This window comes from Bradyrhizobium sp. AUGA SZCCT0283, from assembly GCF_018130385.1.
Classification (GTDB): Bacteria; Pseudomonadota; Alphaproteobacteria; order Rhizobiales; family Xanthobacteraceae; genus Bradyrhizobium.
On record NZ_JAFCLU010000005.1, the window covers coordinates 138,744 to 163,010 of the forward strand.

The following is a 24,267-nucleotide window of genomic DNA, read 5'->3' on the forward strand; positions in this document are numbered from 1 at the left end:
GGCTCGGGCTAGCTCACAGCCCCGTCGAAGCCTCGATCCGGAATTGCGCCAGCGCGATCAATGGGTCGGTCTTCAACATCTGGACAAGCTGCATCGCCGGCACTTTGGCGCGCGGCGTCAGCTTGATGTTCAGCGTTTGCCCCGGGGTCTCGAAGAAGCTGACCAGCGCGCCTCTGATCGCCTCCATTGCGGGCGCAAGCGTCTCGGTTGTACTGGTGTCCCTGATGCTCTGAGCGATCGCTTGCCGCGCGGCCTCGCGGTTCACGTTCTGGGCGCGGGCATACTGGGTGACCGCGAGATCGACGCCGCCCAGATCGCGCACCGTGAACTCGATCGTGCCGGCCTCGATCTGCGCTGCCGCTCCGATCGCCTGGGCCGCGTTGGCTGAAAATGCCTGCCGCGGCACATTGGCAAGCGCGACCCGCGCGGATGCCTTCAGCAGCCCGCCGATCTCGAGCTTCGGGACGTCGACAACGAAGCTGCGGGCCGCCTCGGCCCATTCCCCGCCGATATCAGCATCTGCCGACAGCGTATCCAGCCCGGCCGCGATGAGCGGTTTCATGGCAGGATCGGTCGCATCGACCGGCGTGGTCATTTTCGCGGTCAGGCGCGCCTTGCTCGGAATGGGGCCGACAAATTGTCCCCAGTTCAGGTCGAAGCTGTCGAGGTTGACGAACTTGCCGGTGTTCTTGAAGGGGGCCGTGACGCCCTTGATCTCGACACCCTGGATGAGCGGAAACAGCCCCGCGATCAGTTCAGGGGTGGGCGGTTGCGCCGGATTCGCGAACTGCGCCGACATTCGCATGAAGTTGGCGATATCCAGCGACTTGAGCGCGAAGCGTCCGAGCTTGATGGGCCCTTTCGGCGTGCCTGTATCAAGCCCTTCGAATGCAAACTCACCGATCTTGCCGTCTTCCAGGTTGAACCTGATCGCCTGGAGCTTGAACGGGCCTTGCGGTGTTTCGGCCGACAGGCCGCGCATCTCAGCCGTTCCGATCCGCATGCCCTCGTAAAGCGCGGCCATCTTGTCGATCATTTCACGCGTCTGAGCAGGCGTGGGAGATGTAGCCCCGGCCGCCGGTATCATCGCAAGCAACGTCGGCAGTTGCAGCCGTGACGGTCGCGCGCCAACGCCATCGATGGTCATCTGGTCGATGCGCATGCGCAGGCCCAGCGCTGAAGTGACGGTGTAGGGACCGGCCGATGTTTTGCCGTAGAAGCTGTAATAGCGGTCGTCATTGGCGTTCTGCGGATCGAGGATCGCGGCAGCCGCGTTAGCATCGAAATCGCGGGAGTTGAGATTGGCGATCTCGCCGGTCATCTTGTCGGCCTTGCCGGCTTGTTGCGTGTTGACCGTAAAGTTAGCTCGCTCGACCTGCATGGCGGCAATTTTGCCGCCCTTGATGTCCTTTAGGGCCATGCCCGAATAAGCGAAATCGCCCGACAGGGCGGCACCGAAGTTGACAGTCCCCGTAATGCTCGGGACCGAAACCGATGTCGCCGAGATGGCGGCGAATTGCTCGAGCGCGGATTGATACATTTCGATGGCGGATGCCGGAGCCGACGGCCGCCGCAGGACCGCGGGGCCGGAATAATCCTTCATCACGACCCGTGGCATCTTGTAGGAAAGGCTCCCGCCTGCCGGACCGGCAATGTTGGCGCTGATTTCGATGTCTGACGTTTCGATGCTGTCGGCCGCGAATCGGCCTGCGTCCGGCTGGCCGACCCCCGAGGCTGTGACGCTGGCGATCTTCATGCTCAGTGGCGGTTGCGATGCGGATTCGGTCGCAATATCGGCGATCTTGAGCGTCCGGCTCTTCAGGTCGAACGACACCTTGCCGTGGCTTGCCTTGCCGCCGCCCGCGCGAATCTGCTCGAACGCGGCCTCGACTTCACTCGTGATCCGGTGCTGCGTATAAAGCTCGAAGCCGAAGAAGCCGCCCGCCGCGATCACGACCACGGCGGCCAGGCCCATCAGTGTCTTTACCATCAGTTGTGCTCCGGTCGCCGACACTGCGGAGGCCAATTTGCCATATTGTCGGTCAAGGGAATGGGGTAGGGAGACGATTATGCTACCGGATTTGCCGGTTTCCGTCGATCAGCCCCTGTTGACGGCGGCGTTTTCGGATGTTGCATCCAAGTGGCCGCCCGTGCTTCACATCCGGCTCAATCTGCCGCAAAACTAACGGTTCGAATGAAGACCGGCCTCGGCTCGTAATTCGGGGTCGAGAAAGCCCGTGGGGGAGTGTATGTCGTCCTATTCTGAAGATCTCCGCTCCGCGGCGCTTGCGTATCACCGGCTGCCGCGCCCGGGTAAACTCGAGATCCAGGCTACCAAGCCGCTCGCCAACCAGCGCGACCTCGCGCTGGCCTATTCGCCCGGGGTCGCTGCGGCCTGCACCGAAATCGCCAACAATCCGGCCGAAGCGGCGTCGCTGACTTCCCGGGCGAATCTGGTCGCCGTGGTCTCCAACGGTACCGCGGTGTTGGGGCTTGGCAATATCGGCCCGCTGGCCTCCAAGCCCGTCATGGAAGGCAAGGCGGTCCTGTTCAAGAAATTCGCCGGGATCGACGTCTTCGACATCGAAATCGCTGCCGACACCATCGAGCGCGTGGTCGAGACGGTGGCGGCGCTGGAGCCGACCTTCGGCGGCATCAATCTCGAGGACATCAAGGGACCGGAGTGTTTTGAGATCGAGGCGCAGCTCAAGGAGCGCATGAAGATCCCGGTGTTCCACGACGACCAGCATGGCACGGCCATCATCGTCGGCGCCGCCATCACCAATGCGCTGCTGCTGAACGGCAAGAAGCTATCAGATGTGAAGATCGTCTGCTCGGGCGCCGGAGCTGCCGCGATCGCGTGCCTGAATCTTCTGGTCTCGCTCGGCGCGCAGCGCAAGAACATCTGGGTCTGCGACATCGACGGCGTGGTGCACGAGGGCCGCAACACGCTGATGGACCGCTGGAAGGCGGTCTATGCGCAGAAGACCAGTGCCCGCGTGCTGGCGGACGTGATCGGCGGCGCGGATATTTTCTTGGGGTTGTCCGCGCCCAATGTGCTGACATCAGACATGGTCAAGTCGATGGCGGATCAGCCGCTGGTGATGGCGCTGGCCAATCCGAATCCGGAAATCATGCCGGACGAGGCGCGCAAGGCGCGCCCCGACGCCATGATCTGTACCGGGCGCTCCGACTTCCCGAACCAGGTCAACAACGTCCTGTGTTTCCCGTTCATCTTCCGCGGCGCGCTCGACGTCGGCGCCACCAGCATCAATGAGGAAATGAAACATGCAGCCGTCGACGCCATCGCGCAGCTCGCGCGCGATCCGCCGTCGGACGCGGTGGCCCGTGGGTTTGACAGCGGCGAGACGCAAGGCTTCGGTCCGGGCTCGCTGATCCCGAGCCCGTTCGATCCGCGGCTGATCCTGCGCATCGCGCCGGCGGTGGCGAAAGCCGCGATGGAATCCGGCGTAGCGACGCGGCCGATCAAGAATTTCGACGAATATACCGCGCTCCTGGAACGCTTTGCGTTCCGCTCCGGCCTTGTCATGAAGCCGGTGTTCGCCAAGGCAAAGACGCAGCCGGTGCGCGTGATCTATGCCGAGGGCGAGGACGAGCGCGTGCTGCGCGCGACGCAGGTCGTGCTTGAGGAAAAACTGGCGCGACCGATTCTGGTCGGACGCCCCTCCGTCGTCGAGGCAAGGCTCAAGCGGTTCGGCCTCTCAATCAAGGCCGGGCAGGATTTTGATCTCGTCAACCCCGAAGACGATCCGCGCTATCGCTCCTATGTGCAGACTTATATCGACGTGGCTGGAAGGCGCGGCGTCACGCCCGAGGCCGCGCGCACCGTGGTCCGCACCAACAACACCGTGATCGCAGCCCTTGCGGTGGTCCGCGGCGAGGCCGATGCCATGATCTGCGGCGTCGAAGGCCGCTATATGAGCCATCTGCGCCATGTCCGGGAGATCGTCGGCTTCCTGCCCGGCGTCAGCGATTTCGCGGCGCTGTCGATGATGATCACCAGCAAGGGTTCCTATTTCATCGCGGATACGCAGGTGCGGCCGAATCCGAGCGCCGAGGAACTCGCGGAGGTGGCCTCGCTGGCGGCAACCCATGTGCAGCGGTTCAACATGAAGCCGCGCGTCGCCTTCGTGTCACATTCCGACTTCGGCAGTTACGACACCGACTCTTCGCGCAAGATGCGCCGCGCCACCGCGCTTCTGAAGGAGAAGCATCCGGAGATCGAGGCCGACGGCGAGATGCAGGGCGATACCGCACTCTTGGCCGCGGCCCGCAAGCTGGTGCTGCCGCATTCCAACCTGGAAGGCGATGCCAACATCCTGATCATGCCGAATCTCGACACCGCCAACGTCGCCTACCAGATGATCAAGACGCTGGCGGATGCGCTGCCGGTCGGGCCGATCCTGATCGGGCCGGCGCGTCCGGCGCATATCCTCACCCCGGGGGTGACGGCGCGCGGCGTGCTCAACATGACGGCGGTCGCCGCTGTCGAAGCCCAGGAGCGCGCTGGCCGTCAGCAGCCGACCTTGTTTGGATAGAGCAGGGTTCTGATTGAATCAGGACCCCGCCATAGTCTTTTGTTTTTGACGCGTTTTCTCTGCGCGAATGTATCCGCGCTCGAAAATGCCATGGCCAAAAAAGGGCCTTGGTTCTGCTTCTATCAGAAGGTCTGGTTAGGCCCGCGCGGGCTCCTGCGCGGATGGTTTCGATTTGAGCGTTTGAAAAGCGGAGACGAAACGCCCATAATCGTTTCGCGCCGCCTGCTACCTTTGCATGCCATTCAGTGAGGCCGATCCCATGCCAGCGTTAGTTACCTTCGGGCGAGTCCTGTTCGCCGTCCTCTTCATGTACACGGGAGCGACCAAGCTCTTCGCGATTCAGCAGACGGCGGACTTCATCGCATCCAAGGTGGCCATTCCGGCACTGCTTGCGCCCTATACCTCGCAGCTTGAAACCATGACGGGCATGCCGATGCCGCAATTGCTGGCGCTCGGCGTCGGTGGCTTCGAGATCCTCGCCGGCCTGATGATTGCGGTCAATTTCGGCGCGCGCTTCTTCGCGATCCTGCTGATCTTCTTCGTGATCGTCACCACCTTCTACTTCCACGATTTCTGGAACCAGCCGGCGCCCGAAAATGCCAAGACGCTGATCGACGCCTTGAAGAACCTGTCGCTCATCGGCGCGCTGTTCATGATCGCAGGCTACGGCCGCGGGCCGCGGCCGAATGAACCGGCCTACGGGGACGTCTGAACAGTCAGAAATTCCGGATCGCAACGCGCGAGCCGTCGAGTACCGCGGCGGCGTTCTGCAGCGGCGCGACGTATTCGATTTGCGCGCTACGTTCCGCCACCCTGCGCGCCTGCAGCCATTGCGGGAACCACATCGCGATTGCCGGGAAGATCAGCACCAGCGCCACGCAAGCGACCTGCAGCACCATGAAGTCGGCCATGCCGCGGTAGATCAGCCTCAGGTTCCATTCCTTGACGACCTGCTTGAGATAATAGGCCGACATGGCGACCGGCGGCGACAGGAAGGCGGTTTGCAGCACGACCGCGACGATGCAGCCGAACCAGACCATGTCGTAGCCGAGGCCCTTGGCCACCGGCGCCAGCATCGGCAGGAAGATGAAGACGATGGCCGGCCATTCGAATGGCCAGCCGAGCAGGAAGATCAGGGTCAGGAGCAGTGACATCGTGCCCCAAGGCGGCAGCGGCGAAGCGAGCAGGGCGTTGGTCATCCACGTCGCCGTGCCGAGCCATGCGAAGACGGCGCCGAACACGTTGGAGGCCACCGCGAGCAGCAGCACCATGCTGGTCGTCGCCAGTGTGGCATAGCAGGCATCCAGCAGGCCGCGCCATGTGAAGCGGCCGTAGGCCATGACAAGGAGGATGGCCCCCAATGCGCCGAACGCCGCCGCCTCCGCGGCCGTGGTGATTCCGGCGAGGATGGCGCCGAGCGTCACGATCGTCAGCACGGTCACCGGCACGAGGCCGACCAGGCATTCCCACAGCACGATCCGCATCGAATCTGGCCGCTCCTCGACCGGTACCGGCGGGCCGAGCTTGGGATTGAAGTGGCAGCGGACCAGCGTGTAGGCAATGAACATCGCGGACAGCAGGAAGCCCGGGCCGAAGGCTGCCGCATAAAGATCGATGATCGAGATATCGAGCACGGGCGCCATCACCACCAGCATCACCGACGGTGGAATCAGGATGCCGAGCGTGCCGCCGGCGGCGATGGCGCCAGCCGACATCCGTACATCATAGCCCGAGCGGATCATCATCGGCCCGGCCATGATGCCCAGCAGCGCGACCGTCGCGCCGACGGTTCCGGCGGCGATCCCGAACAGTGTCGCCGTGAGAATGACGACCACGTAGAGTGCGCCCTTGAGCGGCGCGAACAGATCGCGGAATGCCTTGAACAGCCGTTCCATGAGTCCGGCCTGATCGCAGATGAATCCCATCAGAACGAACATCGGCACCGCGACGAGTTCGTCCTGCTTCATCAGGCCGATCGTCTGCAGGTAGGCGAGGTTGAAGACGCGCTCTCCCATGCCGGCATAGCCGAACATCAGCGCCAGGAAGAGCAGCGTGAAGCTGATCGGCAGGCCGATGAAGATCGCTCCCAGCATCACGAGGAGCATGGCAAGTCCGAGGAGCTCGAGTCCGGTCATATCTCGATCTTTTCCTTGTGTGCGAACTCACGCCCGAACCGGACCTGGTACCAGCACTTCATCACCTCGGACACGCCCTGGATCATGAGCAGAATGGCCGACAGCGGGATCGTGGCACGGAATGGCCACATGATCGCGCGCCATACGCTTTCCTGCGATCGTTCGCCGGTCTCGTAGGAATGCCAGGCGTCGTCCCAGCTGATCAGCATGAAAATGATCATGGCTGGATAGAAAAGGAACAGGTAGGAGATCAGGTCGACGATGCCCTTTGTCCGCTCCGAGTAATTCTCCCAATAGATGTCGGTGCGAACGTGCGCTCCCTTCAAGAGCGCGTATCCGGCTCCCAGCATGAAGGCCGCGCCGTTGACCATGAAGCTCGATTCATAGACCCAAATGGTCGGCGCGCCGAACCCGTAGCGCATGACGACTTCGTAGGAGATCGTCACGACCAGAAACAACATCGACATGGCTATCAGCTTGCCGCTGACGTCCGTAAAGCGGTCGATCACGCGAATGATCGCGTAGAACGCGCGCGGGAATTCGCCGCCCGGATGGCCCGGGACCGAAGCACTTGTTGTGTTCGACGACATGATCGCTCCTCTTCAGGCAGTGCAGTGCTGGCGTCCGGCAGGTGCGGACGCCAGCAGCTCCGCTACATGCGGCAAAGAGAGATCACTTCTTGGTCAGGTAGATCTTGTTCTTCCAGTAGTACTCGCCGGCAAAGTTGTACGGCGGAAACCACGACAGCTTGAAGGGAACGATCTGTTCGGCATAGGCCTTCTGGCTGTCGATAACCTTCCGGTAGAAGGGATTCTTCGCCGCATGCTCGGCCTGGATCTTCTCCCACTCGTCGAGGAAGTTCTTCAGGATCTCGTCGGGCGTGCGATGCATCTGCACGCCCATCTTGATCAGGTCCTGGCAAGCCTGCGCCGTCTCGCGATTGAAGGCGAAGTTGCGCGTCGTCGTGGCATAGACGCTCGCCACCTTGATGATTTCCTGCAGGTCCGGCGTGAGCTTCTTCCAGACGTCGCCGTTGATCATCAACTGGCCGCCGGTGACGGGTTCATGCATGCCCGGCGTGTAGTAATGCTTGGCCACCTGGTGAAGGCCGAGCTTCTTGTCTTCCTCGCAGTTGATCCATTCGGCGCCCTCGATCACGCCGCGCTCCATCGCCGGCACGATCTCGCCGCCGGGAATGGTGACGACCGATACGCCGAGCCTGCCGTAGGTTTCAGCACCGATGCCGTAGATCCGGTACTTCATGCCCTTGAGGTCGGCGAGGCTGTTGATCTCCTTCTTGAACCAGCCCATCCCTTGCGGATAGTCGGTCGGGATCGGGAAGCCGACGACGTTGAGCTTGAGGACGTCGCGGTAGAACTCCTCGAGCAGCTTCATGCCGCCGCCGTCATAGTACCAGGCCCAGTAATCCGAGCCGTCCATGCCGTACAGCGGTCCGTGCGACATCGGTATCGTCGCGGTGTTGCGGCCGAGGATGTAGCCGAACGGTCCCATGCCGACATCGAGAACGTTCTTGGAGGTGGCGTCGAACACCTCGAACGGCGGCACGATCGCTCCCGCCGGAAGCGTCTCAATCTTGAGACGTCCGGCCGTCATCTTTTCGACGGTCTCCGCCCACAGCTTGAAGATGAGATGGAAGTTCGAGGATGCGGGGTGGGTCGACTGACCCTTCAGCACTAGCGGCTTTTCAGCGCTTTGAGCGTGAACCGGCTGTGCAAAGATGGTGACCATTCCAAGAGTCACCGCTGCAACCATAGTTGAAGCGTACCTCAACATGTTGTGGTCCTCCCGATGATGATGTGTTTCTTTTTTTCTTTTAAAGGTGGAACCGCCTTCGCGTGCTGTCAAGCGATCTCTGGCCGAGGCTGACTTACGGCGAGGCGGATTGTACGAAAGGATGACGCTCTAAGCGCTGCGCCGCCACGGCGTGACGGTGACATCGTGCACTGCATCAAGCGTCTGCACGTCGCCGGCACGTAGTCCTTGCGCGGCGAGGATTTGCTGCGGCGTACGGGCAGGGACACCGGGAAAGCAGGGCTGGCCGCCGGGCAGGCGGACATGTGGCGCGACCGAGAGCCAGAACACGTCGTAGCGGTCCATGAACATGCCGAACACGGCAGGGCCGCCGATGATCGCTACAGCGCCGTCATGCACGCCTGCATGCGCGCAGGCAGCTTCGAAGGTCGCGCCCGCGGGATTCCACAGCGTGGCGTTCGGATTGGACGGATCGGGCGCAATCGCTTCGACCTTCCGCGTCAGGATGACGCGCCTGCGCCGCGGCGAGTTCGGCTGGTCCTCGTAGGAGTTGCGGCCGTGCAGGATCAGGTCGGCGCGGTCGAGGGCGGCGGTGAAGAACGCCTTGTCGCCCTCGAACTTCAATTCGTCGGGCATGACGTTGCGCGCGTCGGCCAGCATGCCGTCCGCGGAGACGATGACGTAGCCTTCGATGCGCAGCGCCACTTGTGCGTCGCGCCGCGTTATTCCGAGATCGTCTGCACGACGCTGGAAACCGGACGTGAACTCACGGTCGGCAGTTTGAGATCCTTGACGATGTCCTCGTCATACTGCGCGATGGTCTGCACCGGCGTCTTGGCGCGCATCGCAACTACCTTGTAGCCGCCGGCCTTTAGCTTCTTCAGGAGCTCGGGCAGGGCTTCGGCGGTGTGCTTCTGGAAGTCGTGCATCAGGATGATGCCCTTGCCGTTCTTCTCGACCTTGCGCATCACGTTGTCGATGATCGTCTGCGCCTTGCTCGCCTTGAAGTCGAAGGAATCGAGGTCGCAGGAGAAGATCCCGATGTTGCGGGTACCGAGATAGGTCACCATCTCCGGCGGGTGCTGCAGCGCCGGGAAACGGAAGAACGGCGCCGGCGACTTGCCGCCCAGCGCCCATTTCACGGCGCTGAATCCCTTTTCGATTTCATCCTTGCGCTGCTGCTCGTTCAGCTTCTTGTTGACGAGGGCGGCATGCGACCAGGTGTGCGACCCGATGGAATGGCCGGCCGCCATCACCTGCTTGAGGATTTCGGGATAGTAGGTGGCGTGCTTGCCGATCGGGAAGAAGATGCCGGTGGTGCATTCTTCCGCCAGCGTCTTCAGGACCGAAGGCGTATTCACCGGCCATGGACCGTCGTCGAAGGTCAGCACCACTTCCTTGTCGCGCAGGAAATCGAGCTCCTTGAAATGCTCGAAGCCGAAACCGGGACCGCCTGTGGTGTCGATCTCGACGGTGCGGCCGATACCGAGCGCGTTGGGATTGTTGCAGGGCGGGCGGGTAGGCGCGGGGGCCGCCGCCGGTGCAGGGGCCGGTGCTGCCGCAGCCTGCGGCGCGGCCGCGCCCTTGGCGGGTGGTGTCTGCGACCACGCCGCGCTTGATGCCAACAGCGAAACCGCGCCTGCAAAGATCAACCCTGCCGCAATACGCATCTTGTTTTCCTTAAATTCGAATCCCGCTCCCGGTCGCAGCCTTGCCGTCGTCCGGTCTGCCTCCTGCCCCTGATGCATACTACCCTAGTTGCAGCGGGTGCGCCAACGCAACGGCTGTCGTTACGCCCAGCCGATTTGTCAACGGGCAGGTTGAATTCAGGAAATTCAGGAAGCGGCCAGCGCCCGCGCGATGGCGGTTTTCACCCGTGTATCCACGGGGTCGACCGACTCGGGGAACACGTCGGCGATATAGCCGTCGCGGCCGATCAGGTATTTGTGGAAGTTCCAGCGTGGAACATCCTTCGGCCGCGCTTCCGCTGCCCATTTGTAGAACGGATGCGCGTTCGGTCCCTTGACGACGGTCTTCGCGGCGATCGGAAAGGCGACGTGGTGGTTCTGCGCGGTTGCGGTGATTTCGGCCGCGCCGCCCGGCTCCTGGCCGCCGAAATCATTGGAGGGGACGCCGATGATCATCAGGCCGCGGTCGTGAAACTCGGTCCACAATTGCTGCAGTCCGCCATATTGCGGGGTGAAGCCGCAGAGCGAAGCGGTGTTGACGATCAGGATCGGCCGGCCGGCAAATTCGGAAAGCCTGATATCGCCGCCGGCCAGTCCGGGAAACGAAAACGCATAAGCCGTGATCCGGCTCATGCCGGCCTGGGCCAGGGCTTGCCGGCTCGCGATCGCGCCTGGGAGGGCGGCGAGCGTCGCCATCATTACGGTTCTGCGGTCAATCATGAAAGCCTCGGCGTTATCAGGCCGAAGTATAGCGCAAGCGATGATCCGTTGCCGCTCAACAAGCCGTTATGGCGGACCTGGAGGAGACTTTTGCGATCTCTAGAACCGGACCGCGAGGTTGCCTTTGATGCTCTGGTCGGCGGCGTGGTTTCCGAACTGTCCGCCGTAGGAAATGCCGAGCGTCGTGTTTTTTGCGATGGCGACATCCAACCCGGCATCGAGCAGCAGGGCATCCCTGGCGATCGGCACGCCCGCGACGGTGAAGGGGGAGCCGCCGGCAAGGGCGAAGTGCGACAACGGCGTCGTGTCACCGAAGGCGCGGCGCCAGCCGAGCATGCTGCGCGCGCTCAGGTCCATGCTGTTACCCAACATGAAGTCGGTCGAGGCGCGAAGCCCCAGCGTGGTGAAGGTGACGCCGGTGCTGGCGCCCGCGCTGCGCAGCGCCGCTGCGCCGCCGGTTTCGGCGAAGCCATTGGTGTCGAGGTTCACGTGCGCGAGGTTGGCGAACGGCTCGAAGCCGAAACCGCCGGCGCGGATGCCGTAGCCCAGTTCACCGAAGAGTTGCGCGGTGCCGGCCCGGTAGTCCGCCTTCAGGCTGTCGCTGAAGCCGGCAAACGCGACGGAGCGGGCGGTCGAGATATCATGCCAAGTGTAGGCCGCGCCGGTCCGGAGGCCGAGATCGCCCCACTGTGTGCCGGCATAGAGGCCGAGATGGTAGTTGTCGCTGGCGCCCGAGGAGGCGCGCTCATTCACATTGAAGCTGGTGCGGCTGTAGCCGGCCATCATGCCCAACCGCCAGGTGTCGAAGACCGGCGCGTCGCCGCCGACGAGGAAGCCGCCGGTCGAACGGTTGAGGCGGGCCGCGTTGCCGTCGCTGTTCGTATGGCCCCAGCTGCCAAAACCCTGTGCCCATAGTGCGAAGTGTTCGGTGGTTGCTGGCGCGGCCGGGCTCGCACCCGTCCCCGGATCGAGCGACGCGTAGGCCATGGCCGGCGCGTGCGATGCGCCGACGGTGCCGAAGGCGGCGCGGATGCGGTTCGTGGCGGCATCGCGCACGAAGCGGCTGTCCTCGATCAGCGTGGTCTTTACCGAGGCACGCGTTTCTCCCGACACCTGGTCGAAGGCGTTGCGCGCCGCCACATCGGTCGTGAGCGCGAGGACGGCGTCGTAGAGCGGGTTGCCCGCAAAGAGCGAATTGCCGCCCGACAGGCTCTGCACGCCCTGGGCCGCGGCCTTCTGGTTGCGGGTCAAGCCCGCGTCGGCGAAGTCGCGCAGGCGCAGCACGTCGAGATAGGCATTGTTGGCATCGTAGGCATCGGTGATGCCGACGAAGGCCGAAACGAAACCTGTCGTCGTAACGGAGCCGAAGGTCCCGGCGAGGCCGCCGGTCGTGGTCGCGATCGTATAGCGTCCGGTCCTCGCGCCTTGCGCCGAGACGTCGAGCGTCGCGCCCGTGATATTCGCCGCACCCGATACGGCCACGCGATCGGATGCACCCGATCCATCAATGTCCACGGCGAAATGCGAGCCGGCCGGCATCGCAAGATTGCCCTGCACCGAGAGTGTGCCGATGCCGCCATTGCCTGGCGACAGCGTGCCGCCGGCATTGAGCGTGGTGGTGCCGACAGTGCCGGTGCCGGCGAGGGTGGCGCCGCTGGCGACGGTGACGGCGGAATTGGCGAGCGATCCATTGACCGCCAGCAGGCCGGCGTCGACCGTCGTCGTGCCGGTGAAGGCGGAAGAATTGCCGGTCAGGTTGAGCGCGCCCGGGCCTGCCTTGTGAAAGCTGCCCGCGCCCGACAGCGCGCCGGCATAGGTCGCATTGGCAGCCTGGCCGAAGGTCAATGACGCCCCCGCATTGATCGCCGCATTGCCGCCGAAGCGTTCGCCCGCCGACACCAGCCCGCCGGCCGCGATCGTCCAGTCGGACGCGGACAGGCCGGTCAACGTCAGCGTGCCCGTGCCGGCCTTGGTCAGCGCGCCGTTTCCGGAGATCGTGCCGCCATAGGTGCCGTCAAAGTTCTGATCGAAAATGACGCGGCGGCTGCCCGCGCCGCCGGCGAAGGTCAGATTTCCGGCGAGGCTGTTGGTGTCGCCCTTCAGCGTGCCTGCGGTCACCGACCAGTTCTGATTACCAGTGCCGAACAGCGTCCAAATGCTCATGCCGGTTTTTTCGAAAGTATCGAAGCCGCGATATTGTTGCGCGGCGCCGATCTGCGACACGTTGAAGTCGGCATCAACAGAGCCTCCGAGCGCCAGGACATTGTTGGTCCCGCCGCCGGACACCACGACATTGCCCAGCACGAGGTTGGAGCCGAAGATCGGGTGTGCATTGAGTTCCAGGCGGTTGTTGCTGCCGAACAGCGAGATCGCATTGGCCCGCGTCACGCCGTCGCCGCCAAGGCCGCCGGTAATGATGCCTGAATTGATGATGGTGCTGTTGCCGCCGATCCCTCCGATGATGCCGACGCCGCCGGCGCCTCCGCTCGCGCCGGTGCCGCCCGCGCCACCGCGAACCGACATGCCACTCTCGATCGTCAGACTGCCGCCCTGCTGAAGAATGATGCCGGCGCCTCCGCCGCCACCGCCGGCATTTCCGGCGCCGCCATTGCCGCCGGCGGCGCCGCCGGCGCCGATGCCCCCGCTGCCGCCTGTGCTGCTCCCGCCGCCGGTGCCGCCAGTGCCCCCGTCGCCGCCCACAATGACGCTGTTGACGGTGAAGTTGCCGGCATTCAGCAGCCGCATTCCCGCGCCGCCGCCACCACCGCCTCCGCCGCCACCGGCGCTGGCCACGCCACCGCTGCCGCCGTTGCCGCCGAGGAGCGGGACGATCGTGGTGAAACCATTGGCTCCGGTGATCAGGCCATCGCCGCCCGCGCCGCCGCCGCCTCCGCCGCCGTTGACGCCGGCACCGCCGCTGCCGCCATTGCCGCCGGCGTCCGTGCCGGCGATCAGACCGAGACGGCCGCCGCCTCCGCCGCCGCCTCCGCCCAAACTGCCGCCGCTGCCACCGCTGCCGCCGTTCGGCGTTCCCGCGGTCCCGAACGCACCTCCGGCACCCGCACCGGCCCCGGAGCCGCTGTCGCCGGGCGTGTTGGGGATGCCGCCGGTGCCACCTGCATTGGCCAGGCCGCTGGAACCTGTTCCTCCGGTGCCGCCGCCCGCCAATTGGGCCTGCGCCGTCGTCGCTGCAAGGCCAAGCGCGAACGACAGGGTCAGGGCTGCGGCCGATACCGAACCCAGCGCGGCTCGCGCACGCCGGCGTCGCGATACGTGCGGCTGCGCCCGTGCAGGCGTGATGCTGCAACGATCGGCGATGGACGGCGCCGGGCTGCTGCCCGGCTTCGTTCCGGCCGCTGCCGAACCACGCGCTGTTCTCGCCATGCGTGCCCCTTCTGCCACGTGGACGGGGACACCTCGGCCACATGGTCGGTTCGATGCAGGCGAAGGCGCCCGATCGACCGGTTACGTTCCGCCCGGCAAAGCAGGAGGCACATCAGGCACGGAAAATCCGGCCCGGATGATGTGGCGCAACCTATGCAGCTGTTGCCGTGCGCTGCCTATCTCCGCAAGCGCAAGCATGTTGCACCGGGGGCAAGTCGCTGTTTTCAGAGAATCGCGGTCTATCGCCAGCGCAGACGATCGCTGCGCATTTCGGAAGGCGTCATGCCATGAAAGCGGCGGAAGGCGCGATAGAAACTCGTGACGTTGAGGAAACCGCAGGCAAAGGCGATGTCGGACACCGCCATCCCGTCATGCTCCGGGTCCATGAGCATGAGACGGGCCTTCCGGAGCCGGGCCCCGCCGAGAATTTCGCTGAAGGATTCATCGACCTCGCCGAGCAGGTGCTGGATCGTGCGGGGCGGCATGCCGAGGCGCAAGGAAAGCCGCGACAGATCGAAATCCGGCTCGGCGGAGTGGCGGGCAACCACATGGCGGATGGCGACCCTCCTGGCTTCCGCCGTCGCGATAGCGTCGGCCTGCTCGCGAACCCGGTGGCCGGCCCCGAGCCAGCCGCCGACAAGGTCAAGGAGATGGCGCGACGCGTGGGCGGCCTGGAGCGCGCTCAGCGCCGCACCCTCCTGGACCAGAAGTCGGGCATAGCCGACGAGAAGGCGGGATTCGGCGCTGGTGTGGTCGAGGCGGCGGCACGCGAAATCCTCCGGCGCCAATCCCCATTCGACGAAGGCGGCCGCAGGGATTCTGAGATTGAGCGTCGTTCCGCCCGACGGTGCCAGCGCTGCGCTGCTGGCTTCCATGACCGCGAGTGCCGACTCGCCCGGATCGACCTGCAGTTCGCGCCCGAACTGCCTGAGAAGCGTGCGCGTAGCGCCGATATTGAATCCGACATAAACATGCCCGTCGCTGTCCGGCCTGATATGCTTACGGCCGCGCAAGCCCAGAAACGACGAACTGTCCATCTCGCCGATGGTTACAAGGCCGTTGTCGACGAAGCGATGTCGGCCATAGACGCGGGTGTCCCCTTCGGCAAAGTCGACGCTCATCTCTTCGATGAGCAGGCGAAACCGTTCTGCCCAGAGCCGTGCCCGCTGAGAGGGGTCGGCGGGCTCCGGCACCTGCCGCGTATCGAATTGGGTTAGCTTGAACAATGACACTGCTTTGATCTGCGTCTTATCCCGTCTCGGCGACAGCGGCGGGTCTACGGGATCTAGCGCAGCGGCACGATGAAGTCGGTGCCTTCGCCGGTTTCGCCGCCCTGGTTGATGCCGTGATCGGACACCACGATCGAGCTGCCGGTGGTCAGGATTTCTGCGATCCGTGCCATCGCCTCGGGAGCGATGGCGATGCGGTCCAGCGCCTCGGCGGGGCTGTTCGGCGCCGGCAGCGGCTTGGCTTCGGCAGCGGCTCCGCCGGTCATCTTGCGGCGTCGGGCAGTCCGGTCTTCCTCGTCGGTCCGGGCCGCATGGCGGGCCGTGACCGGCAGCGAGACCACCGTCCAGCGCAACAGGTTGGGATCGTTCTTGTCAGCCTCGGCGGTGAACACGTGCGTACCCAGCGGCCGGTCGTTCGGCGCGATGGTGATCGGAGCATCGAACTGCGGCTTGAAGTTCTCGCGGACGTACAGCTTGGAATCCTTGCGGCTCACGAACACCGCAATCTGGCCGGGACGCCTGGGCGGGTCGGCCCTGGCAGCCTTTTCCGCGCCGGGCAGACGCGCCGCATCCTTCTTCACGTCGGGTGCAGCGGCTCCAGCCGGCGCACCGGCGACCGCCTTGACGGGCTCGGCGGGCTTTTCGGCGGCCTTGGATTCGGGAGTCTTGGCTTCGGGAGTCTTGGCTTCCTCGACCTTGGCAATCGCTGCCGTGGGAGCCTCGGCGTTCACCTCGTCGGATTTCGTTTCCGAACTGGCTTCGACTTTCGCTTCGCCAGACTTGTCCTCGGCTTTGACGCTCTCGCTCGCGGAGACTTCGGCCTTCGTAACTTCGCCGGCGGACGGCTCTGGGGCCGACGCCTCCTCGACTTTCTTGTCATCGGCCGTAACAGCGCCGGTCTCGGCCGATTTGACGTCAGCTGCCGCGGCTTCAGCCGCCGGCTCGGATTTCGGCGCGTCCGGCTTTGTTTCCGCACTCGACGTATCGCTGGCAGGTGGGACCCTCGCTGCAGACGGCGTTGCATCGGACATGGTCACGACGGCGTTGATCGCCGGCAGCGCGCTGCTGGCATCTGCGGTGTGGGTCCGTTCGCGGAGCGGCGCTGCGTGCCCGACGGTCGATCGGAGATCGAGGCTTGCTTCCGAACTCGCAGGCTTGGTCGCATGGCCTGCGTCCGCGCCCTTGTCGCTCTTCACCGCGGGCGCGTCGGTCGCCGGATCGTTGGCGATGAGGGGCTGCGGCACAACCTTCTGCGCCACCAGCAACGGGTGCGTGAAACTCGCAGGCGTGATCTGGCCGGGCGTGACGATGACGCGGGCGCCCATCCTGGTCCAGTTCCACATCTTCATGGCAAAGGCCATCGGCATGCGGATGCAGCCGTGCGACGCCGGATAGCCGGGCAACACGCCGGCATGCATCGCGACGCCCGACCAGGTGATGCGTTGCATGTAAGGCATCGGCGCGCCGCTATAGATGTTGGAGCGGTGCATCTTGTGCTTCTGGATGATGCTGAACACGCCCATCGGGGTCGAATGACCCTTCATGCCCGTCGACACCGGGCTTTCGGCGAACAACCCGTTGGCGTCGTAGACGCGGACCTTCTGCTGCTCGATCGAGACCGCGATGATCAGCGGCCCATGCGGCTTGGCGTTGGTTTCCTTGATGGCGGCCTCAGTCTTGGCGGAAGGCCGGCGGGCTTTCGGCTTGCGCGGCTGCGCCACGGGTGCCGGCCGGTAATAGCCTGGATCGGCGTCCTGCCAGTAGAACATGGTGGCGGCATCTGCCTGGGGCGCGACGATCAGGGTACCGGCCGCCGTCAACATCGCCATCTGCCAAAATTGCCGTTTGGAAATCGTTGCGCCCGCAATACCCGCACTGAAAACTCGATGCCCGCTCACGCGCTTGATCCTCAAATCCGGTTACTCGAATCTACTCTTCCGATAATTATTTGTTGTCGCAGAGGCGAAAAGCGTTCACCAGCGTAGGCCTTCTAATTCCAGCGCTTTTCGCCCCAATCGTAGCAAAAAAGCCTCACATTCCGTTAAACGGCGGGCCGGCTGGGGCGCATCGGCCGGCAGCTCCGGGCGGCGGTCTTCCTGTGCGGCTTTCCGCCACTACATAGGCGGCGAGCCCTTCAGCGGAGATATCAATGACATCCAAGGCCAAAGTTAAGTGTGACAGGAAGTGGCGAAGTCTGGCCTTGGGGGCGCTGGCGCTGGTGCTTTGGCAGGCAAGCCCGGCGTCGGCCGCTGACGAGCCCGACCTGATTTTTCGCCGCTCGACGGTGTTCAAGTGGCTGAGCCCGAACGACAAGCTCGCCACCTACGCCGTCGACGATCCCGAGGTCGAGGGGGTGGCCTGTCACTTCACGGTGCCGGAAAGGGGCGGCTTCAAGGGCTGGCTCGGCGTTGCCGAGGAGGTCTCGGACATCTCGCTGGCGTGCCGCCAGATCGGCCCCATCAAGTTCAAGCACAAGTCTGAGCAGGGTGACGACATGTTCCGGCAGCGCCGCTCGCTGTTCTTCAAGAAGATGCAGATCGTCCGCGGCTGCGACGCCAAACGCAACGTGCTGGTCTATATGGTCTATTCGGACAGGCTGATCGAGGGTTCACCCAAAAACTCGACGTCCTCGGTGCCGATCATGCCCTGGGGGGCCGCCGACGCCGCGGTTCAGAAATGCGGTGAATTCATCCAGTAAGTCCGATGCCAGCCAGGATCCGAGATCGAGATCGGATCCTCGATCAGGGCTTCGGGCTTACCGTTTGACCGGATTGGAATATTGGCGGGCCTCCAGGCCGGTTCTGGCCTTGCGTTCACGGCAACCGACCAGGTGCACGAATTTTTGCGGCGCAGAGACATTGCCGCGAAATTCGCCGCCTTGCTGTGACATCGCGCCACAAGGGCTCACAGGATGCTCGAAGGTTTTTCCCTGACGCTCCACCGGCTGGCCGGGTTTGCGGGTCGGGGTTGTATTGCCAACATCGATGTTGCCACTACCCACGACGGCTATCCTTTGTTGAGGAAGGGTCAAAACGCACAAGCGCGCGCAAAGTTGCACGGCGTTCGACTGAGTCGGCCGGTCCAGGGCGTCGGTTCATCCGGTCAGCCAATGAACGAGGCTGTCCTCGTCCATGGAAGGAGGTCCAAAGCGGCCCACCGGCCGGCTGACGGTGTTCAGCCTGATCCTTTCAAGTGGGGACGTTCCGGCTGAATTCATTGAACTTTTCCGGCTATTGTTTCGTCCGGTAGGGCCGACGAAACAATACTCCAGCGCGACGAAACCATTTTCCGTTTTTGGCGCAGATGTCCGGAAACAGCCGACGGCTATCACGCCGTCAACGAGCCGGCGGGCGCTGCCGGCCACGACAACCGGAGACAGTCAGATGCGGACCACCAGCTTCATCCTCGCCTTCGCCTTTATCCTGGCTGGTCCCTCGATGGCTGGTTCTTCCAACCAGTACCTGCCGGGCGTCGGTACCTTCGCCTATAACGGCTCGCCGGTTGCGGCCCCGGCGCCCCAGCCGATGGTCGTGGCCGCCAATTGAGCGTGGCGGACCCTTCGCAAAAAGATCGCCGACAAAGGCCCGGTATGTTGGTACGCATCTGTTCCGCTGTAATGCTGTCGCTCTTCCTTTTCAGCGGCTCGGCGCAGGCTCAGGTCCAGCTCCAGTTTCAGCCGCCGCAGACCTCGTTCCGTTCCCTGTTCAAAGTACCCGATCCGCGCGGCGAGTTCGTGCGGCTTTGCGCGCCCCATATGGTCGGCCGCTGGGCGCACCCCGAAAGCGTCTGCGGCTGCCTGCACGACTACGCCGCCGCGACCGTGGAAGATGCCGACCTGCGCGAAGCGCTGCTGCGCGGCATCAGTGAGACCGGGGTGCCGACGATCGAGACCGCATGGGTGCCGCCGTCCAAGCAAGCCGAGATCGGCCCGACCTTCACCAAGATCGCCAAGCCGACGCTGCAGTGCATGTTCGAGCCGGCGACGAACAAGTAAGGTCGGCGCGGCTTAGCTCCACATTCCCCGCAGGCTCGACACGCCGGTAACGGCCATTGTAAGCAATGACCGGTCGAAGATCTGCGTGAGCCAGCCAATGCAGCCGGGACGAATCCTGCTCTCATGCGCGGTGCTTGTCGCGCTGGGCGTGCCAGCCGGCGCTGCACCCGACGAGGAGTTGTTGGGGAAGGCGGCCGGCTATCCGGTCGGCTCGCGCGCCAACTGGTTTTATGACGAGCGCGTCCGGGTCGGATCGTTCAGTCACCTCGACAGCATTCTGCAGCACTACACGCTAAAGAAGGCAACTGCTCCACGGCCACTGCCGAAAATTTCCACCGAGCCCAAGATCGAGTATCGGTTCGAACAGCAGACCCGCACGCTCGACGACTTTCTCGACCATCAACGCGTGACCGGCTTCCTCCTCATCAGGGATGGCGAGGTGCTGACTGAGCGCTATCAATACAATCGCAATGCCGAGCATCGTTTCGTTTCGCATTCGATGGCGAAATCCATCGTCAGCATTGCCGTCGGGATGGCGCTGGCCGAAAAGAAGATCGCTTCGCTCGACGACACCATCGCCAGATACGTGCCTGATCTGGCCGGCAATCCCTATGGCGAGACGACGATACGCAACATGCTGCGGATGGCGTCCGGCGTGCCGTTTCAGGAGGTCTACGACGGCAAGGACGATCTGGCGAAATTCAACGGGATCCGCCTCACGCAGGATTCGGTCGCAGCGCTGCGCGCCTTCACGACACGCGAGGTCGAGCAAGGGACGCGCTTTCATTATGCGTCCAACCAGACCGTGGCGCTGACGCTGTTGCTGCGGGCGGTGACCGGCACCTCGGTGAGCGAATATCTGACGACGCGGCTGTGGCAGCCGATGGGCGCGGAGGCCGATGCGACCTGGATCAGGACCAAGGACGGCACCGAAAGCGGCTCGGGGAATTTCAATGCGGTCCTGCGCGACTATGGCCGTCTTGGAATCCTGCTGGCGAACGACGGCGCGTTGGGCGACCGGAAGATCGTGCCGAAGGACTATCTGCTCGACGCCACCGACTGGCACCGCCAGCCCGAGGCGTTCGCGCCGCGCAAGGCGACGCCCTATTTCGGCTATGGCTACCAGTTCTGGCTGTTTCCGGGTGAGAAGCGGCGGTTCGCGCTGCTCGGCGTCTACGGGCAGTCGATCTTCGTCGATCCCGAACTCAAGCTCGTCATGGTGATCACCGCCGCGGCGAAGAACGCCAGCGTCGGGAAAGAAAGCTTCGCGCGTGAGCGCGACGCGCTGTGGCGCGGGGTCGTCGGCCGATACGGAAGCTGGTAGGTTGGGGCTCAAACTCGAAACAGATTGCACAGGGGCAACCATGCGATTCATCCTCATCGGCGCATTCTTGTTCGTTGCTTCCCCGGTTCTGGCCGCCGATGCGGCGACGCAGGAAGCCAACAAGAAGACCGTGCTCGATTTCTACGAGGCCGGCCTCAACAGGAAGGACTTTGACGCCGCCGCGAAGTTTTTCGGGCCGCACTACATCCAGCACAATCCGACGGCGCCGGACGGCATCGAAGGCTTCAAGGCGTTCCTTGGCTTCCTGCGGGAAAAATTCCCGGACTCGCGGAGCGAGATCAAGCGCGCCTTCGCCGACGGCGACTACGTGATCCTGCATGTTCACAGCGTGCGCGAGACGGGGGCACGCGGCCGCGCCATCGTTGACATTTTCAGGCTCGAGAACGGCAAGATCGTCGAACACTGGGACGTCGTGCAGGAGATTCCGGAGAAGGCCGCGAACACCAACGGCATGTTCTAGACCAGAGCGTTTTCCAGCGAAGTGGCGACCGGTTCGCGTCAAGAAAACGCGTCAAATCAAAATCTCGAGCCCTGTTCCGATTCCATCGGAACAGGGCTCGAGGCGATCGCCGCTATCGCTTCTTGGTCCCCAGCCTCTGAATGCACTTGCGGGTGCGGAGCACGCCTGAGGTCGTCATCTGCGAGCCCTGGACTTCCTTGATCTGTCCGGCCGGGCACGAACCGTCGTCGACCATGACGCGCTGGCCGAGCCTGAGGTCGATGATGTCCTGCTCGCGCGAAACCACCTGGGCGAGGGCGGGGCTCGTGAGCAGCCACAGCACGAGGCCGGCGGGCAGGGCAAGCGACCGGGAAACCTTCGTCATCATCAATCCGGCCTCGCTCACTTGGTCTTGATCTTCAGCCCATCGGGGCCGACATTGATCTGCAGGCCCTCGGGTTCTTGCTTGGCTTTATAGAGATTGTAGCTGAGCACGCCGACCGCGACGATCAACACGCCGATAACGAGATACAGAACGTTGCGATTGCTGGGCATCCGGTGTTTCCGCCGTGATATTGAAACAGGCGTTGAGCTTAGTGACGCGGCGGCGATTCTGATAGGGCGGTGGCCGACGCGTGCAGTCAGGTCGCGGCCTTCGGCCGTTTGACCCTGCCGGTTCCGCCCTTGGCCGGCTTGCGACTTATCTGCAAGGCGGCGAGCGATGACTTCGCCAGCCGTTCGGCCGACGCGATCAGTTGCGGCAGGGGGTGGCCGGCAAAGCCGAGGACGAATCCCGGCAGCGGGCGCGTTCGAAAATAGGTTTCCGCCAGCAGCCAGCCCGCGACGCCGGCCTCCGTCTTTGCCTTGGCGGCAACCAGCGGGTCGGTCGAAGGATCGAACCGCGCGACCAGGTGCAGGCCCTGCGAGGGCACCGGCACCGATAGAAGCCCGTCCGACGCCGCCGACAAGGTCGAAGCCAGGACGTCGCGCGCTTCGCGATAGATCCCGCGCACCTTGCGCAGGTTTGCCGCGAACGCTCCGGAATTGAGCATGTCCGCTACCGCGCCTTCGAGCAGCGTGCCGGGAAAGCGGTCGAGCGCGGCGCGGGCCGTCGTCACCGGCCCGACCAGCCGCTCGGGCAGCGCGCAGTAGCCGATGCGCAATCCGGGAAACAGTGTCTTTGCAAACGTGCCCATGTAGATGACGCGCGAGAGGTGATCGATGCCGGCGAGCGACAGCAATGGCGCACCGTCATATCGAAACTCGCTGTCGTAATCGTCCTCGATCACGAAGGCGCTCGCCTCCCTTGCCCAGTCGAGCAGTTCCAGCCGCCGCGTCATCGACATCTGCACGCCGAGCGGAAACTGGTGCGACGGTGTCACATAGGCCGCGCCCGCCGACGGTGCGAGGGCCCGGCCTTTGGCCACGATCATGCCTGATGCGTCGACCGGCACAGAGACGGGGCGCAGGCCATAATGCCCGATCGCTCTTCTCGCGGCGGGATAGCCCGGATCCTCGCACCAGATCTGGTCGCCGGGCTTGAGAATCGCGCCCAGCACGATCCGCAATGCGTGCTGTGTTCCCGACGCCAGCATGATCTGGTCCGGATCGCAGCGCAGCCCGCGCGCCGACAGCAGATGATCGGCAATCGCGGCGCGCAGCTCGCGGCTGCCCCTGGGGTCGCCGTATTGCAGGTGCTCGGCACCAAAGGCGCGCATGCGCCGGCCGGCAAACGACCTGAAGCGCTGCAGCGCCCTTTCATCGATATGCGTGCAGCCGAGCGCGAACGCGCCTTGCTGCGGCGCCTCGATCGCGATTCTGGTTTTGCGCGCGTCGCCGACGCGCGCGGGAATGCGTGCGGCGACGAAGGTGCCGGAGCCGACGGTGGCGACCGCAAAGCCGTCCGCGATCAGCCGCTCATAGGCCGAGGTGACGGCGTTGCGGCGAAAGCCAGTCTGCTTTGCCAGCGTTCGCTGCGGCGGCAGCGGCTCGCCCGGTTTTGCGATTCCGCCCGTGATGGCGTGGCACAGCGCTTGGTAGAGCCGGTGCTGCGAGGAGGCATCTGGCGTCACGTGAGGCCCGTCAAGGTCGAGCGGAAGCTCGGCCTTGCGCCGCGCCGCCTGAGAATTGGTCGGAATTTTTCGCATCGAATTGGCACTATCGCAGACCAAATTCGCCGGTACAACTTCCCTCACCGTGCCAATCCCGAGAGGAGTTACCGTGACGATCGAAGGCGAGACCACCGATTCCTATCCGTTGTCGCCGCGCAACCAGGTCAAGCGCCTGTATCAGCGCGGCTGCTACGATCGTGCGACGATTCATGGCCTGCTGGACGCCTCGATGCTTTGCCACGTTTCCTACGTGATCGATGGCCAGCCCTATTGCACGCCGACCTTCTTCTGGCGGGAGGCAAGCAGGCTGTACTGGCACGGCAGCAGCGCCAGCCGCATGCTGAGGAACCAGTCCGGCGGCCAGCAGGTCTGCCTCACGGTTGCGCATCTCGACAGTCTCGTGCTGGCCCGTTGCGGCTTCAATCATTCGGCGGACTACCGCGCGGTGATGGCCTTCGGCACCGCCTACCTCGTGACCGACGAAGGCGAGAAGGAGCGCGCGCTGGTCGCCATGGTCGACCGCTTCTTTCCCGATCGGACCGCGACCTTGCGACAAAGCACGGTGCAGGAAATCAAGGCGACATCGGTAATCGCGATGGAGATCGAGCAGGCATCAGCGAAGATTCGCTCGAAGGGTGTCGCCGACGACGATGAGGACTACGCATTGCCGATCTATGCCGAGCGTATTCCGGTGCGCACCGTGCTGGGCGCGCCCGAGCCCTGTCCGCGGCTTCTCGACGGCGTCGAGCGTCCGGCGTCGCTGCGCGGCTATTCGGAAGGCCGCCTGCTCGAAGATGCATTGCGGGATGCGCATTTTGCGCATTACGCCGGCGGCTGAGATCGGGGTAGGGTGCGCTCCCGACCTCTTTGAATTCGCGACTGGAGCCGCC

Annotated in this window: 22 protein-coding genes; 8 read left to right on the top strand and 14 right to left on the bottom strand. The window is 64.1% G+C overall.

Features of this window, described 5'->3' with window-relative positions; all coding sequences use genetic code 11:
- Positions 1 to 13 precede the first annotated feature (13 nt).
- Entirely contained in the window at positions 14 to 1,990 is a 1,977-nt protein-coding gene (locus tag JQ624_RS09715; RefSeq protein WP_212418651.1) for a hypothetical protein, read from the bottom strand.
- A 259-nt stretch (positions 1,991 to 2,249) separates the two neighbouring features.
- Here JQ624_RS09715 and JQ624_RS09720 point away from each other — a divergent pair, with 259 nt between their 5' ends.
- Complete coding sequence (locus tag JQ624_RS09720; RefSeq protein ID WP_212418652.1) at positions 2,250 to 4,559, top strand: NADP-dependent malic enzyme; 2,310 nt, start codon at positions 2,250 to 2,252, stop codon at positions 4,557 to 4,559.
- 259 nt (positions 4,560 to 4,818) lie between these two features.
- A complete protein-coding gene (locus JQ624_RS09725) occupies positions 4,819 to 5,271 on the top strand; it encodes a DoxX family protein (protein ID WP_212418653.1) in 453 nt (150 codons plus the stop codon).
- Between the two features lie 4 nt (positions 5,272 to 5,275).
- Here JQ624_RS09725 and JQ624_RS09730 read toward each other — a convergent pair whose 3' ends face one another.
- The 9 genes from JQ624_RS09730 to JQ624_RS09770 form a co-directional block, all read right to left on the bottom strand.
- Positions 5,276 to 6,694 carry a TRAP transporter large permease subunit gene (locus tag JQ624_RS09730; RefSeq protein ID WP_212418654.1) on the bottom strand — a complete coding sequence of 473 codons (1,419 nt, stop codon included), beginning with the start codon at positions 6,692 to 6,694 and terminating at the stop codon, positions 5,276 to 5,278.
- Positions 6,691 to 7,284, bottom strand: coding sequence for a TRAP transporter small permease subunit (locus JQ624_RS09735; RefSeq protein WP_212418655.1), 594 nt, complete (start codon positions 7,282 to 7,284; stop codon positions 6,691 to 6,693). The genes JQ624_RS09730 and JQ624_RS09735 overlap by 4 nt, the downstream gene beginning before the upstream one ends.
- A gap of 82 nt (positions 7,285 to 7,366) precedes the next feature.
- A complete protein-coding gene (locus JQ624_RS09740) occupies positions 7,367 to 8,443 on the bottom strand; it encodes a TRAP transporter substrate-binding protein (protein WP_212418656.1) in 1,077 nt (358 codons plus the stop codon).
- A 174-nt stretch (positions 8,444 to 8,617) separates the two neighbouring features.
- The gene (locus tag JQ624_RS09745; protein ID WP_212418792.1) at positions 8,618 to 9,127 is read right to left on the bottom strand and encodes a dihydrofolate reductase; all 510 of its coding nucleotides are present in this window, start codon (positions 9,125 to 9,127) and stop codon (positions 8,618 to 8,620) included.
- Positions 9,128 to 9,189: 62 nt separating this feature from the next.
- The gene (locus tag JQ624_RS09750) at positions 9,190 to 10,137 is read right to left on the bottom strand and encodes a polysaccharide deacetylase family protein (RefSeq protein ID WP_212418657.1); all 948 of its coding nucleotides are present in this window, start codon (positions 10,135 to 10,137) and stop codon (positions 9,190 to 9,192) included.
- Between the two features lie 165 nt (positions 10,138 to 10,302).
- The gene (locus JQ624_RS09755) at positions 10,303 to 10,875 is read right to left on the bottom strand and encodes a glutathione peroxidase (protein ID WP_212418658.1); all 573 of its coding nucleotides are present in this window, start codon (positions 10,873 to 10,875) and stop codon (positions 10,303 to 10,305) included.
- 99 nt (positions 10,876 to 10,974) lie between these two features.
- Positions 10,975 to 14,259, bottom strand: a complete 3,285-nt coding sequence (locus JQ624_RS39300) for an autotransporter domain-containing protein (protein WP_212418659.1) — start codon at positions 14,257 to 14,259, stop codon at positions 10,975 to 10,977.
- A gap of 239 nt (positions 14,260 to 14,498) precedes the next feature.
- Complete coding sequence (locus tag JQ624_RS09765) at positions 14,499 to 15,452, bottom strand: AraC family transcriptional regulator (protein ID WP_212418660.1); 954 nt, start codon at positions 15,450 to 15,452, stop codon at positions 14,499 to 14,501.
- Between the two features lie 92 nt (positions 15,453 to 15,544).
- The gene (locus JQ624_RS09770; protein WP_249129622.1) at positions 15,545 to 17,311 is read right to left on the bottom strand and encodes a L,D-transpeptidase; all 1,767 of its coding nucleotides are present in this window, start codon (positions 17,309 to 17,311) and stop codon (positions 15,545 to 15,547) included.
- Positions 17,312 to 17,637: 326 nt separating this feature from the next.
- Between JQ624_RS09770 and JQ624_RS09775 the strand changes: the two genes are divergently transcribed.
- Complete coding sequence (locus tag JQ624_RS09775; RefSeq protein WP_212418662.1) at positions 17,638 to 18,186, top strand: CreA family protein; 549 nt, start codon at positions 17,638 to 17,640, stop codon at positions 18,184 to 18,186.
- A gap of 57 nt (positions 18,187 to 18,243) precedes the next feature.
- Here JQ624_RS09775 and JQ624_RS09780 read toward each other — a convergent pair whose 3' ends face one another.
- Complete coding sequence (locus JQ624_RS09780; protein WP_312014402.1) at positions 18,244 to 18,489, bottom strand: hypothetical protein; 246 nt, start codon at positions 18,487 to 18,489, stop codon at positions 18,244 to 18,246.
- Positions 18,490 to 18,871: 382 nt separating this feature from the next.
- Between JQ624_RS09780 and JQ624_RS09785 the strand changes: the two genes are divergently transcribed.
- From JQ624_RS09785 to JQ624_RS09800, 4 genes are all read left to right on the top strand, one after another.
- Positions 18,872 to 19,033 carry a hypothetical protein gene (locus tag JQ624_RS09785; protein WP_212418663.1) on the top strand — a complete coding sequence of 54 codons (162 nt, stop codon included), beginning with the start codon at positions 18,872 to 18,874 and terminating at the stop codon, positions 19,031 to 19,033.
- 44 nt (positions 19,034 to 19,077) lie between these two features.
- Entirely contained in the window at positions 19,078 to 19,482 is a 405-nt protein-coding gene (locus JQ624_RS09790) for a hypothetical protein (protein ID WP_212418664.1), read from the top strand.
- Between the two features lie 85 nt (positions 19,483 to 19,567).
- Positions 19,568 to 20,806 (top strand): serine hydrolase, encoded by a 1,239-nt coding sequence (locus JQ624_RS09795; protein WP_212418665.1) that lies wholly within the window; start codon positions 19,568 to 19,570, stop codon positions 20,804 to 20,806.
- A 40-nt stretch (positions 20,807 to 20,846) separates the two neighbouring features.
- Positions 20,847 to 21,287: an ester cyclase gene (locus tag JQ624_RS09800; protein ID WP_212418666.1), complete on the top strand. Its 441-nt coding sequence runs from the start codon at positions 20,847 to 20,849 to the stop codon at positions 21,285 to 21,287.
- A gap of 112 nt (positions 21,288 to 21,399) precedes the next feature.
- Here JQ624_RS09800 and JQ624_RS09805 read toward each other — a convergent pair whose 3' ends face one another.
- The 3 genes from JQ624_RS09805 to JQ624_RS09815 form a co-directional block, all read right to left on the bottom strand.
- Positions 21,400 to 21,651, bottom strand: coding sequence for a DUF6719 family protein (locus tag JQ624_RS09805; RefSeq protein WP_249129628.1), 252 nt, complete (start codon positions 21,649 to 21,651; stop codon positions 21,400 to 21,402).
- Between the two features lie 17 nt (positions 21,652 to 21,668).
- Positions 21,669 to 21,821: a hypothetical protein gene (locus tag JQ624_RS09810; RefSeq protein ID WP_212418668.1), complete on the bottom strand. Its 153-nt coding sequence runs from the start codon at positions 21,819 to 21,821 to the stop codon at positions 21,669 to 21,671.
- An 86-nt stretch (positions 21,822 to 21,907) separates the two neighbouring features.
- Positions 21,908 to 23,413 (bottom strand): PLP-dependent aminotransferase family protein, encoded by a 1,506-nt coding sequence (locus tag JQ624_RS09815; protein ID WP_212418669.1) that lies wholly within the window; start codon positions 23,411 to 23,413, stop codon positions 21,908 to 21,910.
- Between the two features lie 79 nt (positions 23,414 to 23,492).
- Here JQ624_RS09815 and JQ624_RS09820 point away from each other — a divergent pair, with 79 nt between their 5' ends.
- Positions 23,493 to 24,215 (top strand): pyridoxamine 5'-phosphate oxidase family protein, encoded by a 723-nt coding sequence (locus JQ624_RS09820; protein ID WP_212418794.1) that lies wholly within the window; start codon positions 23,493 to 23,495, stop codon positions 24,213 to 24,215.
- Positions 24,216 to 24,267 lie beyond the last annotated feature (52 nt).

Bases quoted from the DNA above. Each gene is read 5' to 3' on its own strand.
- JQ624_RS09730 (WP_212418654.1), bottom strand. From the start codon at position 6,694: ATGACCGGACTCGAGCTCCTCGGACTTGCCATGCTCCTCGTGATGCTG.
- JQ624_RS39300 (WP_212418659.1), bottom strand. From the start codon at position 14,259: ATGGCGAGAACAGCGCGTGGTTCGGCAGCGGCCGGAACGAAGCCGGGC.
- JQ624_RS09785 (WP_212418663.1), top strand. From the start codon at position 18,872: ATGCGGACCACCAGCTTCATCCTCGCCTTCGCCTTTATCCTGGCTGGT.
- JQ624_RS09805 (WP_249129628.1), bottom strand. From the start codon at position 21,651: ATGACGAAGGTTTCCCGGTCGCTTGCCCTGCCCGCCGGCCTCGTGCTG.
- JQ624_RS09725 (WP_212418653.1), top strand. From the start codon at position 4,819: ATGCCAGCGTTAGTTACCTTCGGGCGAGTCCTGTTCGCCGTCCTCTTC.
- JQ624_RS09810 (WP_212418668.1), bottom strand. From the start codon at position 21,821: ATGCCCAGCAATCGCAACGTTCTGTATCTCGTTATCGGCGTGTTGATC.
- JQ624_RS09745 (WP_212418792.1), bottom strand. From the start codon at position 9,127: ATGCTGGCCGACGCGCGCAACGTCATGCCCGACGAATTGAAGTTCGAG.
- JQ624_RS09790 (WP_212418664.1), top strand. From the start codon at position 19,078: ATGTTGGTACGCATCTGTTCCGCTGTAATGCTGTCGCTCTTCCTTTTC.
- JQ624_RS09735 (WP_212418655.1), bottom strand. From the start codon at position 7,284: ATGTCGTCGAACACAACAAGTGCTTCGGTCCCGGGCCATCCGGGCGGC.
- JQ624_RS09720 (WP_212418652.1), top strand. From the start codon at position 2,250: ATGTCGTCCTATTCTGAAGATCTCCGCTCCGCGGCGCTTGCGTATCAC.
- JQ624_RS09755 (WP_212418658.1), bottom strand. From the start codon at position 10,875: ATGATTGACCGCAGAACCGTAATGATGGCGACGCTCGCCGCCCTCCCA.
- JQ624_RS09715 (WP_212418651.1), bottom strand. From the start codon at position 1,990: ATGGTAAAGACACTGATGGGCCTGGCCGCCGTGGTCGTGATCGCGGCG.
- JQ624_RS09740 (WP_212418656.1), bottom strand. From the start codon at position 8,443: ATGGTCACCATCTTTGCACAGCCGGTTCACGCTCAAAGCGCTGAAAAG.
- JQ624_RS09800 (WP_212418666.1), top strand. From the start codon at position 20,847: ATGCGATTCATCCTCATCGGCGCATTCTTGTTCGTTGCTTCCCCGGTT.
- JQ624_RS09750 (WP_212418657.1), bottom strand. From the start codon at position 10,137: ATGCGTATTGCGGCAGGGTTGATCTTTGCAGGCGCGGTTTCGCTGTTG.
- JQ624_RS09775 (WP_212418662.1), top strand. From the start codon at position 17,638: ATGACATCCAAGGCCAAAGTTAAGTGTGACAGGAAGTGGCGAAGTCTG.
- JQ624_RS09815 (WP_212418669.1), bottom strand. From the start codon at position 23,413: ATGCGAAAAATTCCGACCAATTCTCAGGCGGCGCGGCGCAAGGCCGAG.
- JQ624_RS09770 (WP_249129622.1), bottom strand. From the start codon at position 17,311: ATGTTGACGGCGGCCGGTACCCTGATCGTCGCGCCCCAGGCAGATGCC.